The 14,275-nt window shown below is 49.4% G+C and carries 11 protein-coding genes; 7 read left to right on the plus strand and 4 right to left on the minus strand.

Going from position 1 to position 14,275, the window contains the following annotated elements; translation table 11 throughout:
• Positions 1–38: 38 nt before the first annotated feature.
• The 7 genes from ACR9Y8_RS15540 to ACR9Y8_RS15570 all read left to right on the plus strand — a co-directional run bounded on the left by ACR9Y8_RS15540 (position 39) and on the right by ACR9Y8_RS15570 (position 6,505).
• The gene (locus ACR9Y8_RS15540) at positions 39–1,436 is read left to right on the plus strand and encodes an eCIS core domain-containing protein (protein ID WP_481214162.1); all 1,398 of its coding nucleotides are present in this window, start codon (positions 39–41) and stop codon (positions 1,434–1,436) included.
• A complete protein-coding gene (locus ACR9Y8_RS15545) occupies positions 1,433–2,059 on the plus strand; it encodes a hypothetical protein (protein ID WP_481214163.1) in 627 nt (208 codons plus the stop codon). Before ACR9Y8_RS15540 ends, ACR9Y8_RS15545 begins: the two co-directional genes overlap by 4 nt.
• Before the next feature lie 15 nt (positions 2,060–2,074).
• Positions 2,075–3,124: a polyprenyl synthetase family protein gene (locus tag ACR9Y8_RS15550; RefSeq protein WP_481214164.1), complete on the plus strand. Its 1,050-nt coding sequence runs from the start codon at positions 2,075–2,077 to the stop codon at positions 3,122–3,124.
• Positions 3,125–3,141: 17 nt separating this feature from the next.
• Positions 3,142–3,762, plus strand: coding sequence for a YkgJ family cysteine cluster protein (locus ACR9Y8_RS15555; RefSeq protein WP_481214165.1), 621 nt, complete (start codon positions 3,142–3,144; stop codon positions 3,760–3,762).
• Between the two features lie 2 nt (positions 3,763–3,764).
• Positions 3,765–4,532, plus strand: a complete 768-nt coding sequence (locus tag ACR9Y8_RS15560; RefSeq protein ID WP_481214166.1) for a ParA family protein — start codon at positions 3,765–3,767, stop codon at positions 4,530–4,532.
• A gap of 63 nt (positions 4,533–4,595) precedes the next feature.
• Entirely contained in the window at positions 4,596–5,963 is a 1,368-nt protein-coding gene (locus tag ACR9Y8_RS15565; RefSeq protein WP_481214167.1) for an ATP-binding protein, read from the plus strand.
• A 101-nt stretch (positions 5,964–6,064) separates the two neighbouring features.
• Positions 6,065–6,505 carry an SRPBCC family protein gene (locus tag ACR9Y8_RS15570; protein WP_481214168.1) on the plus strand — a complete coding sequence of 147 codons (441 nt, stop codon included), beginning with the start codon at positions 6,065–6,067 and terminating at the stop codon, positions 6,503–6,505.
• Positions 6,506–6,509: 4 nt separating this feature from the next.
• Here the strand turns inward: ACR9Y8_RS15570 and ACR9Y8_RS15575 are convergent, their stop codons facing one another.
• The 4 genes from ACR9Y8_RS15575 to ACR9Y8_RS15590 all read right to left on the minus strand — a co-directional run bounded on the left by ACR9Y8_RS15575 (position 6,510) and on the right by ACR9Y8_RS15590 (position 14,065).
• A complete protein-coding gene (locus ACR9Y8_RS15575) occupies positions 6,510–6,806 on the minus strand; it encodes an antibiotic biosynthesis monooxygenase (protein WP_481214169.1) in 297 nt (98 codons plus the stop codon).
• Positions 6,807–7,066: 260 nt separating this feature from the next.
• The gene (locus ACR9Y8_RS15580) at positions 7,067–9,178 is read right to left on the minus strand and encodes a glycoside hydrolase family 97 protein (protein ID WP_481214170.1); all 2,112 of its coding nucleotides are present in this window, start codon (positions 9,176–9,178) and stop codon (positions 7,067–7,069) included.
• A 15-nt stretch (positions 9,179–9,193) separates the two neighbouring features.
• Positions 9,194–10,999, minus strand: a complete 1,806-nt coding sequence (locus ACR9Y8_RS15585; RefSeq protein ID WP_481214171.1) for a RagB/SusD family nutrient uptake outer membrane protein — start codon at positions 10,997–10,999, stop codon at positions 9,194–9,196.
• Between the two features lie 30 nt (positions 11,000–11,029).
• Positions 11,030–14,065, minus strand: coding sequence for a SusC/RagA family TonB-linked outer membrane protein (locus ACR9Y8_RS15590; RefSeq protein WP_481214172.1), 3,036 nt, complete (start codon positions 14,063–14,065; stop codon positions 11,030–11,032).
• Between the last annotated feature and the right edge of the window lie 210 nt (positions 14,066–14,275).

Genomic DNA, 14,275 nt, shown 5'->3' on the forward strand with positions numbered 1-14,275 from the left:
ATAAATGTAATTTTGAGCAACCATAATCCCTTACGGTGATGAAATCCAGATTACCCAGAGATAAACGGCAAGCCCCAACAGATAACACCCCATTCTTTGATAAAAATGCGGATAGTAAATTAGTTGATAACCAGCAAGGGCAAAGCTTTTTTAGCAAACCGGTACAGGCCCGGCTACGTGTTGGCCAGCAGGATGATGCTTACGAAAGTGAGGCCAACCAGGTTGCTGCGGGCATGTTCGGTGGAGAAGGCATGTCATTACCTTCACAAGCCGCTGCGCCGGCCAATACCCAGGCAGAACCGGATAAAGAGAGGGCTGCAGCGCTGGAAGGGCAGATCAATGAGGCCAGGGGAGGCGGACAATCTTTACCTGGCCATGTAAGAAGCCATATGGAACCGGCCTTCAATACAGACTTTAGCCAGGTAAAAGTACATACCGGCAGCAGAGCAGAAGCACTGAACAGCCGGCTAAATGCATATGCGTTCACTTACGACAATAATATTTTCTATGGCAAGGGGCAACAACCGGGCATGAACCCGCTAACGGCACATGAGCTTACGCATGTTGTGCAGCAGCAGGGAACAAGCACAATGTCTACCCAACCGGCATATCCCCCTGCTAAGCAGGCGCAAAGTAATAGTGCAGCCTTCAGGAAAGATCTTGGCGGCTTCACCAGTACCGATACCAAAGAGAACCTGCAAGGGAAACAACAACAGCGGAAAGTGTCGAAAACGGAAAATGCAAAAACACTACGCACCTGTGGCGGTTCACCTTCATTCTCTCCTACATTAGGGCGTAAGAAAACGCCGCTGAAAGGTACCTACGGCGATTTTGAAGTGGAGCATGGACTGGATTCAGCACCTTCTGCCGCGGGCCTCGGTGAATATTATTTTAAGGTAGAGATGACCCCGAATGAGAAAACCAAAGGCAGTAAGATAGCCTTTATACAGGCGGTAAGACGCGGAGCACCCGGTGGAACATGGTTCTCAAAAGCAACTGACCCAGGCATGGATGCAGATCGCGCCAAACGAACCACCAAAGAGGGCTGGCGGCTTGATCGCGCAGATCCGGCTGCAGATAAAACACCATTCTACGGAATGACCAAGGATAAAAGTGGCAATCTGAAACAATATTCATCTTCCAGGATAGGAGAGTATAAAGGGAATAAAGCGATGCTGGAAGATTCACCAAGCGTTGCCGATCCCTCTGTCAGAGAGTTTTCCGCTACTGCGGTGGATATGAAAACCGGCGCCAATTATGGAACCGTGGCCTGGGGGTATGAGTTTGACAGCTCCACCAAAACTTCCAGGGGTGAAACCCCGAGGCTGTTGGATCCCGCAGATCCGCGGATGAAGGGACGTGATGAAGCATTTAAAAAATGGAATGATGTTGTGGCTACGCCAACGAGCGGCATCGATAAAGTACCAGGCATATGAACCGTTCCCGATTATTGTATACGCCGGCCTTACTGCTTTGGCTGATTGTTTATGTACCCGCAACCGTATTCTCCTGTACACCTAATACCCGGAGTATGAGTAACAACGATACTGCTATAAAAAAAGCGACCAGTGATATGCTGATGGAAAGCAGGACCTATATCACAATGGAAGGCTTGAAAAGCAGAAAAAAACTGGAAGAGCTGTTAAAGGATTATACGCTGAATGAAAAACAATTCACGCCGATAGAACTATTTTTTATGGCGGAGACTTCACCAGCATTAAAAACTGCCATCAGCAACAGCGCCCTGCAACAAGCCTATTGCGCGGCAGTAAAGCAATTGAGCCCTGATTGGTGGGGACTGCCCTCATCGACCAGGGCCGAGGTAGCAAAGCACCTGGTCTCAATACCAGGCGTAGTTAGCTGCCTTGAAGCCTTGCTGGACGACGCTTCACCCCTCCGCTATGAAGATGGAGAGTCAAATACACTGGCCAAGGCATTACAATGGCAGACAGGCGATCTGGCGGCTGGTTTTATCAGTGCGATACATGACGCGGAATACGATTTTCGCGCGCCGCTGGAAGAGCGTTTGAAAGCAAGAGAAGCATTACGTAAAAAATAGAAGATCAAAAGCCCCATGTTAACTCCTTTTACAAATGATATTAAAGCGAAGCTGTTTGCACATATCCCCCCGGATTGGCAAGCCTTGAAATACATTGCCGAAAAATGGATGGAGCGGGGCTTGCCCCCTGAAACCGGCATTCCCATGGCCTGCTGCCAATATGCGGGCGGGAGTGCACTACAAGCCACCGGTGTAACGGCCGCACTGCTCGCCGGCGCTATCAGCCTGCGCATACTGGATGATCTTAGCGATAAGGACCGGGTAGATACCCTCTGGAATGTAGCAGGAGAAAGCCGTGCATGGAACTTTGCTTTTGCTTTTAAAATGATCTCCCTCCAGATACTGCATGCCGCCATTACGAATACTGAAAGGCGCAGCTATGTACAGGAGGTTTATCTGGCTAAACTCATGCAAATGGGCGCAGGGCAGGATATGGACCTCGGCAACCGCGCATCTACATTCGAAAGCTACTGGAAGCTGATGGACCTGAAAGCCGGCACGCCCTTCGGCTGCGCCGCCTGGCTGGGAGCAGTAGGCGTAACGGCCAACCGCGATCTCTGGAATGCCTGTTATACATATGGCCACCACCTGGGCCTTGCCATCCAGATATTAAACGACAGGGAAGGTATCTGGTCTGACAAAGCAGTGTCAGACCTCGACAGAGGAAAAGTAAGCCTGCCCCTGCTGTATGCCCTGTATTGCGACCATGAACACAAGGAAAGCATACAGACTATAGTAAATGAGGGAACGATCAGGGAGCATGCCGCCTGGCTACGCACGGTGCTGGAAGAAATAGAAGCCCCGCAATACCTGGTATGGGCAGCATGGCAGCATCGCAAAGAAGCGCTGGCCGCTATTCAAAAAGGTGGTGGTAAAGCAGCCGGCGCTCAGATACTCGAAGCATATGTTAACGGCATATTCGGCGACCTCGTACCGGATCAGGCGCTTGCCGAAAGCCAGTCTTTTGAGCTTCCGAAGACCGTTGCCTCCGCTGAAAGCAATGGCGTCGGCAATAAAGATGCTGAATACAGATCAGCATCACTGCGGTTAAGGCAGCGTATATAACCTCAAATCGAATGATAATGGACGAACTATTAAATAAAAACGGAGCGGAAGGCGAAGAACTGGAACACCAGCTGAAGCTTTCTAACTTCTTCATGCATACAGAGCTCAGCAGGATCTCCAGCAAAATGAATGAGATAGACGCCTTCCTGAATGGAATGGCGGATCTCCTGCTGAAAAAGCATATCATCCGCGAAGAAGACCTTGCCACCTCGGTAACAGAGAACCAAACCGAGATGATAGAGAAGAATACTGTATTCCTTCCAAGGATCGCCACCAGGAAAGACGACCCCGACGCGGTATTCCTGCCCGTGAATTGCCAGGAAAGGCTGCATATCTGTAAAGCGGCCTGCTGCAAACTGCATTTTGCCCTGACCACAGAAGAAGTGGAATCCGGCCACGTAAAATGGAATCTCGGAGAGCCCTACTTCATACGCCAGAAAAAAGATGGATACTGTGCGCACAACGATGGCAAAGGATGTTGCGACATATACGAGAACAGGCCTACCGTTTGCAAATACTATAGCTGCAGGAACGACAAACGCATCTGGAACGATTTTGAGAAAATGGAGCTGAATGAAGAATGGATCGGACAACACCTGCAGGGTGGACAAATGGTGATCGTAAATAACACATTATAACTATGCAGGTAATATCTGTAGCAATACAAAAAGGCGGTTCGGGCAAAACCACCACTGCGCTTAACCTGGCCGCCGCATTGCAGCAGGAAGGGCACCGCGTATTACTGGCCGATCTTGACCCGCAGGCCAACCTTACGCAGGCATCGGGCATAACAGACGAACCTGCACAAAGCATCTATGAGCTGTTAAAGCAGGCCGCAGAAGGAGAATCAACCCATTGCCGGGACACTATCATTAAAGCAGGCCCGGTACCGCTATTACCCGCGTCTTTGTCGCTGGCTGATGCAGAAATGGAACTGGTGAGTATCTACGGCCGGGAGCATCTGCTTAAACAAGTGCTGGCCCCACTACAGGATGACTACGATTTCATCATCATTGACTGCCCCCCGGCTATGGGTATGCTGACGGTTAACGCGCTCGCTGCATCCTCTTATGTGCTGATCCCTATGCAGGCAGAGTTCCTTCCCTTCAAAGGAGTGCTAAGCTTCATGAAGCATTTCCAGCTGATTAAAAAACACGTAAATAAGCAGCTGGAGCTACTTGGCCTGGTGCTCACAAAATATGATGAGCATAAAAGCATGCACCGACAGATAAGACTGCAGCTGGAGGGAATATACAATGGTAAAGTGCTGTCCACCACCATCCGCAATAACATTGCCCTTGCCAAAGCTCAACAACAGGGTACGTCTATCTTTCACTTAGACAAGCACTGCAACGGCGCCAGGGACTATCTGCAACTGGCACACGAAATACTGGAAAAGTTTAACTGATCCTCTTTCCGGTCATATCATCCTAATGAAAACAAACCAGCTAAAACTGACGAAGGAAAAAACATGTTTACAAGTTCAGAAAATGCGATCGTATTAAACGAGTATCTCCAATGGCTGCAATCAGCCGTTACAAACCGTCTTCAACAATATTTCAATAAAGAGGAACAACAAGTAAACGGTAATGGAACGGCCACACTGGCCCCACTGGTAGTTAGCTATCCCCAGACGCCCTTACCTGCTTTTATCAGTGAGCATGCGCTGGACCTCAACGAACAGCTGCTATTGTTACTTGCACTGGCGCCTCATATCAACCCGGTTTTCTTCGACGAGATCATACAACAGTACATTCCCAAAGCCGGCGATTTTCCGCAGATAGGCGGCGTGCGTGGAACCCAGTTCCGTGGTTTCCTTCCTACCGGCGAAACCGCGCTCTTCCTGCTGGCCGGAAATGTGCTCGAACAACGGATGCAGGTAAAAAACCTGCTGCGCGAAGAACACCTGTTTGCCAACAGGCAGATCCTGCGGCTGGAGAATCCTCCTGAAGGCGAACCCATGATGAGCGGTAAGATCGTACTATCACAGGAATATGTAGATCTGTTCCTGACAGGCCATTATACACGGCCGCGGTTTGGCGCCAGCTTCCCGGCCGACAGGATTACCACTCCGCTTGAATGGAGCGATCTTGTGCTGAATGCACAAACCCTGGAGCAGGTGCAGGAGCTGAAAAAATGGCTGCAACACAAGCATACGCTACTGAAAACCAACAAACGCCTGAAGCCCGGTTATCGTGTAATTTTCTATGGCCCTCCCGGTACCGGTAAAACATTAACTGCCTGCCTGCTGGGAAAACCGGAAACACCCGATGGCCCTGAACTGGATGTATACCGGGTAGACCTTTCGCAGGTAGTATCCAAGTTCATTGGCGAAACGGAAAAGAACCTCTCCAGGCTTTTTGACAAAGCAGAACATAAAGACTGGATCCTGTTCTTTGATGAAGCAGATGCCCTGTTTGGTAAACGTACCAACATCCGCGATGCACATGACAAATATGCGAACCAGGAAATATCTTACCTGCTGCAACGCATCGAAAACTATAACGGCCTCGTAATACTGGCCACCAACTTCAAAAGCAATATAGACGCAGCCTTTGCACGGCGCTTTCAGGCCATTATTCACTTCCCGCTGCCTAACCAGGCAGAACGCCTACAGCTATGGAAAATGATCCTGCCGGAGCCCATGCTGCAGCAACAAGGCATACTGGAACGCCTTTCAGCCGCCTATGAGCTGCCCGGCGCGTCTATTATCAACGTAGCACAGTACTGTTTCCTTAAGAACATGCAGCCGGATGGCTCCATTGCCCCCATCTCAGGAACCGACCTGGAAGAAGGGCTCATCCGTGAATTCAATAAGGAAGGAAAAGTATATAAATAAGATGTCGCAAGCGGCCTCCTAAACTGTCTCTTTCGCCCCCCTTGTGTAAAGCAGCGATGTCTCATCTTTGTGTTGTAATCATTTCACTAAAAAACAGCCAAATGAAAACACTGGACTATAAAATCGACATCAATGCTGATAAGGAGAAGGTATGGAACACCATGCTGCAACTTGATACCTACCAACAATGGACAAATGTAAGCTGGCCCGGTTCCAGCTATGAAGGCGAATGGAAAGAGGGAGCGGCCATGCGCTTCGGTTCCCCCGGACAAGGCGGTACCTATGCAGAGCTCAGAGAGCTAAGGCCGTATGAGTACATCCATGCAGAGCATACCGCTGCCATCAACGCTGATGGTTCTTTAGACAGGGATAGCGAGATGGCAAAGGGCTGGGTAGGCACTACCGAAAGCTATACCTTCACTGAAAATAATGGTAAAACAACACTAAGGGTACAGATGAAAACAAGCCCCGAGTGGGAATCCATGTTCAATGAGGGCTGGCCGCCTGCACTGGAAAAACTGAAAGAGCTTTGCGAAAGCTGAGGCGCTAATAATAAGCGCCCAGCTCTTCTACATGGATAGTTACCGGCTGCTCTTCGCAACGGTCTTTAATTGCAGCACTGAATTCATTAAATGCTGGCAGTGCTGTAAATAACTGATTTGCTGCCTTGTCTTCAAAAGCTGCGATGTGCACAAAGCTTACGCCATCGCTTTGCTTGTACACGCTGTACTGTACACCTTCAGGCAGTTGCCTGAAGAGCTGTTTAAATACCTGTTTGATCAGCCTTTCATTTTCTTCCGCCTGTTCAGCCTTTACCCTGTAAGTAACCATCACCCGTTTCATAGATATATTGTTTTAGTTAGTAAAGGCAAAACTAGCGAGGAGTAAAGACATCGCAGGGATGCAAACCTGCCAAATTAAGGGGCCATTCTTGCCAGTATTTTTTAACTTAGACGCATGTTCAGCGTTTTCCGTGAGTATTTGTCTCGCAAAATCCAGTTAAGCGATGAAGATTACAGGATGATCGAATCACACTGCATCTTCAAAAAATTGCGTAAACGGCGGACAATCAAGCTGTCCGCCGCTATCAACCAGGGCTATACTTACAACGGATAGAACGATACCGCCGCTCCTCCGCCTGCAGCCAGCTGCAGGGTCAAGGTGCTGGTGCCGTCTACGACCATTTCATGAATGCGGTAGGCTTCCGGGTTGGTTTTCCAATCGGCGCCGGGAGCATCTGCGTAAATAACAGCGCGATATTTTCTCCCTTTATCCAGGAACTGCAGGGGCACAACAGCTTTGCGCGCGTGCTCGTCTGTAATGGCGCCCAGGAACCAGTTCTCCTTCCCCTTCTCTTTACGGGCGATGGTAATATAATCTCCCGGCTCGGCTTCAATGATACGCGTATCATCCCAGTCAACCGGCACCTCGCGTATAAAGCGGAAAGCATCAGGATGCGCTTCATAATTTTCAGGCAGGTCTGCTACCATCTGCAGCGGACTGTAAATGGTAACATACAGGGCCAGCTGTTTGGCCAGCGTGCTATGCACCGTTCTTTCAGGTGCATGGGGCGCATAGTTCCTCAGCTTGAAAATGCCCGGCGTATAATCCATAGGGCCGCCCATTAACCTGGTAAAAGGCAATATGGTTTCATGATCCGGTGCATTGCCGTTACTGAAGGCGTTGTACTCATTCCCCCGCCCTGCCTCAGAGGCCATCCAGTTGGGATAGGTACGCTGCAAGCCAGTAGGACGGGGCGGTTCATGTGCATCGATCATCACATGGTACTGCAATCCCTTGCGCGCTACACGTTCATAGTGGTTCACCATCCATTGCCCGTCATGATGCTCACCACGCGGGATGATCCTACCTACGTAACCGGTCTTCACTGCATGATAGCCAAAAGCATTCATGAAACGGAAGGCGGTATCCAGCTGCCTTTCGTAGTTGGTAGCAGAACCAGATGTTTCGTTGTGCATGATCATCTGCACGCCCTTGGAAGCAGCGTATTGCTCAATTCCCTTCACATCAAAATCAGGATAGGGCGTAATAAAATCGAATACATCTTCTTTCCAGTTGCCGAACCAGTCTTCCCAGCCGGTGTTCCAGCCTTCTACCAGCACAGCGGGTATATTATTGGCGGCAGCAAAATCTATGTAGCGCTTTACATTAGCAGTATTGGCGCCGTGCCGTCCGTTAGGTTTCAGCACATCGTCCTTTCCCCTGGCTGCATCGTCAGCATAGTTCCAGGTACTTTTACCGCTCTGCATCTCCCACCACACCCCTACAAATTTCATGGGTCGTATCCAGGAGAGATCGCTTGCGGCCGGAGGCTCATTAAGGTTAAGGATCATTTTAGAAGCCAGGATATCAGCTGCCTTATCACTGATGATAATAGTACGCCAGGGCGTGGTGCAGGGCGTACGCAGGTAAGCTTTATTGCCTACTGCATCAGGCACCAGCCGTGACGACAGCTGATAGCTAGCTCCATCTACATGCAGCTGCATGGCAGGATAGTTGGTCAACGCCGCCTCGTGTATATTAATATAGATGTTGTTGCTGGTCTTGAGCATCAGCGGCGTTTGTACCGCAAAAGGATCCGGCACGGTACGTACCGCAATATCAGTAGCGGCTTTTACCACGCTGCTGTTATTCACCTGGCTCAGTCTGGAAGTAGTATAAGTGTATTCATTACTATCGTAGTCACCGGGGATCCAGAACGCAGTATGATCACCGCTGAGATTAAAATCCGTCAGTTCATCCTTCACCACAAAATACTTTAAGCCTGCCTGCCGGGGGAATTCGTACCGGAAACCTACGCCATCGCCAAACACCCTGAATATAATATCGAGAAGACGTCCCGGCGCGTTCTGCTGCTTTAAATGCACTGTCAGCTGTTCATAGCTGTTGCGGATGCTGCTCACCTCTCCCCATACCGGTTTCCAGCTTTCATTCACAGACTTTCGTTCCGTACCGGTGATGGTAAAGCCTTTGTAGAACAGACTGTCTTCCGCCAGCACAAAGCCCTGCCGGGAGGGCGCGATAAGTTGTTGCCCCTTGAAGGATACCGCATAACGCGGGCTTCCTTCCCCGTCCAGCGAAAAAGACAGCCGGATATTATCTCGTTCAAGCTGCAAGGGAGCATTGTCCTGTGCAAAGCCCTGCAGCAGTATCCCGGTAAAGAAGATGATCAAAAACAATTTTCTGAATAACATATGCTCAATTAAAGATTAGTAGCCTGGGTTCTGTTTCATCCTGGTATTTGTATTGATCTCATTCACAGGGATAGGCCAGGTATAAGACTTTGCATCGCTCCACTTAATAGGCCCGCCTACTAACGAAGTGGCGTAGTAGGTCGCTTCTGCGCTGCCTATACGCCAGCGGCACACATCAAACCACCAATGCCCTTCTCCAAACAGCTCCGCCCATCTTTCGTAACGCAGCGGGTTGTTGGCCAGGTTAGGATCAGTAGCCATGGTAGCTGCGTTGAGACTGGCATAATCTACCGGCGAAGCAGCATTCACCGGGTAATCATAGGCCCGGCGTTTTACCTTATTAACATATTCCAGCGCAGTAGCCCCTTCGCCTGAGTTTGCACAGGCTTCTGCATACAGCAGGTACACATCGGCCAGGCGCAGCATATAATAGTTAGCCGCATCCGCAGCTGCCTGCCTGTTAAAAATGGAGTTATCGTAGGTGACGAATTTGCGAAGGCTCCAGCCGTGGTAGCTTGGTTTTAAAGCAGCGCTGATAGCAATGAACTTGCATACCGGGCGCCAGTTGATCCCATCATTACTTGCAGAGTCCAGCCAGGGCTGCAGGGCTGATACATACAAACGGGGATCCACTGTTTTATTGGTACGGGCCGCCATCGACTGCTGACGGTATGCAGGGTCTATCACCTTTTGCGGGTTCTTATAAGATGCTGGTTTACTGTTATCGTAAGCAGGATTATTCACCAGGGTATACACCGGCTGCTTAAAGCCAAAGCGCTGTAAATTCTTTTCGTTGAAGAACTCATTGCAGTAACCCAGGCCCAGGCCCTGGTCTTCCGTACCATTATCTCCCAATATGCTGGGCGACCATATCAGCCCCTGACTGGTCGTAAGATTGGTATTGAAGCTAAAGATACCATAGCCGCCCAGCGAGTTGCGGTCTACGTTGATCTCAAACAAGGATTCTTCATTGAACTCATTTGCATCATTGCCATTAAATGCATCGCGGTATTTGCTGAAAGGCATGAGTGATTTACCGCTGTTGTTGATTACATCCAGCAAAGTGGTTTTGGCAGATGCCCAATGCTGTGTGAATACATATGCTTTCCCCAGCAGCGCTTTGGCAGCCCATTCTGTTACACGTCCTTTATTGGGGCCGGTCCATTGCGCGCCTTTCAGCAAGGTAGCCGCCTGCTGCAGATCACTGATGATCAGGTCCCACACTTCACGGGTAGTTTTACGTTCCACCTGTGTAGCTTCCAGTGAGCCGGCTATTTCAGTTATAATGGGCACGCCCATTTTATCACCTCCTGCACCATTCGCGCTGATATAGCTTTCGCCGTAAAAACATTCCAGGTAGAAATAGTACAATGCACGCAGGAAATGCGCTTCGCCCCGCATCTGGTTGATCTGTTCCTTTTCATTGGGAGAAGCATAACGCTGCTCATAAAAATCTGCACGGTCCAGGAACACATTGGCGCTTTTGATGCCGCGGTACAATCCCAGCCACAGGTTGTTGGCATAGCTGTTAGAAGTGCTGAGGTTATTAACGGTCAGCTCCGTCCATGATTGATCGCCGCCATAGGCCAGCTCTGCTACGTGCTCACTACCGGCAAAATCCTTGCACAGCAATTCAAAGCCCTGCAGCTCCATTGAACGGAAATTACCATAGGCAGGTACCAGTACACCAAAGAGATTATTTAAGGTAGTAGGATAGTTTAGGCTGCTGTACACATCTGTGCGGGATACTTCATCCGGCGATTTTGTACAGGCTGCCAGCAGCACCAGCAGCAAGGTGCTGATATATCGGAGTGACATCATTCGCTTTGTCATTGTTTTTCATTTACAGGTTTAGAATGTAAGGTCCAGTCCTACTGAATAAATACGCGAGTGCGGGTATTGCCATACCGCATCTATGCCCCTCGCAGTAATACTGCCTGCCAGCTCCGGATCAATGCCCGAATATTTCGTGATAGTAAACAGGTTGTTACCCATTACATAAATACGCGCTGATTTGATGGACACCTTTTGCAGCCATGCATCAGAGAAAGTATATCCCAGCTGCAAATTCTTCAGCTTCAGGTAAGCGCCGCCTTCCACGAAATAGCTGCTGGATCTTGAATAGTTGCCATTCGGATCATTGTTATCAATACGGGGCTGGTCTGTTACCTGGTTATTACCCAGGAAGGAAGCGCCAAACACTTTGCTGGTAGTATTACCATCTGCAAAGGGATAGGAAGCATAGGCTTTTACTCCGTTAAAAAGATCCACACCTGCTACGCCATTCCATAACATGGCCAGGTCAAATCCTTTCCAGTCGAGGCGGATGTTAGCGCCATAGATCAGCTTCGGATTGGGATTGCCTAACTCGGTCCGGTCCTTATCATTGATCACGCCGTTGCCATCCGTATCAGCAAATATGAGATCACCTGGACGGGCAGTATAGCCTTCCTGCTGCGCATGTTTGCTGATCTCATCGTCTGTACGGTAAATGCCTTCTACTTTATAACCATAGAACTGTCCGAAGGGCAGGCCGGCTTTGGTAATGGTAATCGGCTGATTTACCATAATGCCGAAAGTGGCGTTACCATAATTGTTGTTTCCGTCAAGAATAGGATTGCTGTTAATATTGTCGAGGTTAAGCACTTTGTTCTTATTGAAAGCGCCGTTCACACTGATGCTGTAGCCCAGGTCTCCTGTTTTGCCTTTATAGCCCAGCACTATTTCCACACCCCGGTTCCTTACGGAGCCAATATTGGTATAGAAAGGCACCGTAATACCGGAGCTCAAAGGAATAGGCAGTCCATACAGCATGTTCTTCGTGGTCTTGTTATACCACTCTACCGTAACAAACATTTTACTATCAAACAGCTCTGCATCAATGCCCACGTTGCCTTCGTACACGCTTTCCCATTTCACATTGGAGTTAGGAATAAAGGTGGGGCTTACGCCGATGAAGGGTGAGCCACCAGGCGTGAAATTCTGTGCATTGATCAGGTCAAAGGTGGACAGGAATTTATAGGCCCCGATATTGCTGTTACCCAACACGCCATAGCTGCCTCTCAGCTTCAGTTGGTTGACCTGTGGCACCGCCCTGCGGAAGAATGGCTCTTCGCTGATGCGCCACCCCGCAGAACCTGCAGGGAATACGCCATACTGGTTACCCGGACCAAAAACAGTGAAGTTACCATCACGGCGTATGCTGCCGGAGAGGTAATAGCGGTTATCATAATTATAATTCAACCTGGCGAACGTTGACTTTATCAATCCGTTAGGATCATAACTCCCTGCCACCGTTGCCTGCGATGCAGAGGTCTGGATAAAGCTGTAAGAATTACCGCCCACAGATGTCTGCGTAGCATATTGCGAATTGTAAGTGGTCTTGAATTGCTCATACCCTGCTACTGCGCTGACAGCATGCTTACCAAATGTATTATCAAAAGAAAGGGTGTAGTTATACATGGTGGTAGGCTGCGTGATATTGTACTTCTGCAGCTGGTTGATCGTAGTGGAAACGCTGCCGAAATTGTACGCATCCTGGAAATAGCTCTGGTTCTCTGTATAGTGGGTATACCCAAAGGTAGTGCGGAAGGTCAGGTAGAAGGGCAGCTGGATTTCTGCAAAGGCATTGGCCTGCAGGTTGAACTTCGTATTCCTGATGTCTGCCGTCATGATCTGTCCTACCAGATTAGGGCCGCCAAAGCCTACCGGCGATTTTCCCCAGGGGCTTTTTGGATCAGTCTTGTCATACACCGGCATAATAGGAATGGAGCGGAAAGGCGGATTGATGGCTGTTACCACTTCCGGTTTGGTGCTCCTGCTCCATACATACAGCTGTTCTCCTACTTTGATCCGTTTACCCAGCTTGAAATCAGTATTCACACGGGCGCCGGAGAGGTAGGAGGTATTATTCAGATAGATGCCGTCCTGCCCGTTGTAAAAGGCAGAAACATAATAATTGACGTTCTGTGTAGACCCTGAAACAGACAGGTTGTAATTCTCTTCCCTGCCGTTGCTGTACAGTTCTTTTACCCAATCTGTATCTGCCAGGGTATCAACATTCACATTAGAGAGATAATTAGGGTCCAGCAAACGTTTCATCCGCACAAAATCATTCCTGTTCAGCAGCTCCAGCGTAAGCGGTTTGGTAACGCCGTACCTGGCGGAGAAATTCACCACCGGCTTGGCGCTTTGCCCTTTCCTGGTGGTGATGATGATCACCCCTCCGGCAGCGGCAGAACCGTATATAGCAGCAGCGCTGGCGTCTTTCAGCACATCCACGGAAGCAATATCCTGCATGTTGATATTATCTCCCGACTGACGTACACCATCCACTATATACAGCGGGGGCGCATTATTCAGGGAAGATACGCCGCGGATAATAATACTGGCTGTAGCATCTGGCGCGCCGGAGCTTTTTACTACTTCTACGCCTGCCATACGGCCCTGCAGGGCTTCCTGCACATTGGTGACCGGCAGGCTTTTAATATCTTCTCCCCTGGCAGAAGCTACCGCACCCGTAAGGTCGGTTCGCTTTTGTGTACCATAGCCTACCACCACTACTGCATTGAGCAGCGTTTTCTGTGGTTGCAATCGAATGTTCAACTCATGGGAGGCGCCAATAGCCACCTCCTGCGATTCAAATCCAACATAGGAAATAAGCAGGCTACTGGCGGATCCTGGTACCGTAATAGTAAAGGCGCCCCCGGCACCGGTAGAAATACCGTGCTTACTTCCTTTTACTGCAACGCTGGCCCCAATAAGCCCGCTGCCTGTTTCGTCAGATACCGTACCGCTGATGCGGCGGTCCTGGGCATAGGTGTCATACGTGTTTAAAAGGATCAGCAAACCCAAAAGGAACGTGGACAGCGATCTTGTTTTTCTCATAACAAATGTTTGGTTGTGATTAGGGATAGATTCCAAAGCCGGATCTTGGTGGATGTCTCTTTAGCGGAACTTTTTTGTATCAGTGATTTACCGCATCAAAGAAAAACCGGCGGCGAGCCACGGGCAAATTATATGGGGAAAGTATAAGAATTAAAGGGCTAACCGGGCTTAACACGCCCTGTAACAGATTGATAACAAAATACTTGTAAA

It is taken from the genome of Chitinophaga sp. SVR4-12A (assembly GCF_056754765.1).

Coding starts and splice junctions, on each gene's coding strand:
- ACR9Y8_RS15585 (WP_481214171.1), bottom strand. CDS start 10,999: ATGATGTCACTCCGATATATCAGCACCTTGCTGCTGGTGCTGCTGGCA.
- ACR9Y8_RS15575 (WP_481214169.1), bottom strand. CDS start 6,806: ATGAAACGGGTGATGGTTACTTACAGGGTAAAGGCTGAACAGGCGGAA.
- ACR9Y8_RS15560 (WP_481214166.1), top strand. CDS start 3,765: ATGCAGGTAATATCTGTAGCAATACAAAAAGGCGGTTCGGGCAAAACC.
- ACR9Y8_RS15565 (WP_481214167.1), top strand. CDS start 4,596: ATGTTTACAAGTTCAGAAAATGCGATCGTATTAAACGAGTATCTCCAA.
- ACR9Y8_RS15580 (WP_481214170.1), bottom strand. CDS start 9,178: ATGTTATTCAGAAAATTGTTTTTGATCATCTTCTTTACCGGGATACTG.
- ACR9Y8_RS15545 (WP_481214163.1), top strand. CDS start 1,433: ATGAACCGTTCCCGATTATTGTATACGCCGGCCTTACTGCTTTGGCTG.
- ACR9Y8_RS15540 (WP_481214162.1), top strand. CDS start 39: ATGAAATCCAGATTACCCAGAGATAAACGGCAAGCCCCAACAGATAAC.
- ACR9Y8_RS15550 (WP_481214164.1), top strand. CDS start 2,075: ATGTTAACTCCTTTTACAAATGATATTAAAGCGAAGCTGTTTGCACAT.
- ACR9Y8_RS15590 (WP_481214172.1), bottom strand. CDS start 14,065: ATGAGAAAAACAAGATCGCTGTCCACGTTCCTTTTGGGTTTGCTGATC.
- ACR9Y8_RS15555 (WP_481214165.1), top strand. CDS start 3,142: ATGGACGAACTATTAAATAAAAACGGAGCGGAAGGCGAAGAACTGGAA.
- ACR9Y8_RS15570 (WP_481214168.1), top strand. CDS start 6,065: ATGAAAACACTGGACTATAAAATCGACATCAATGCTGATAAGGAGAAG.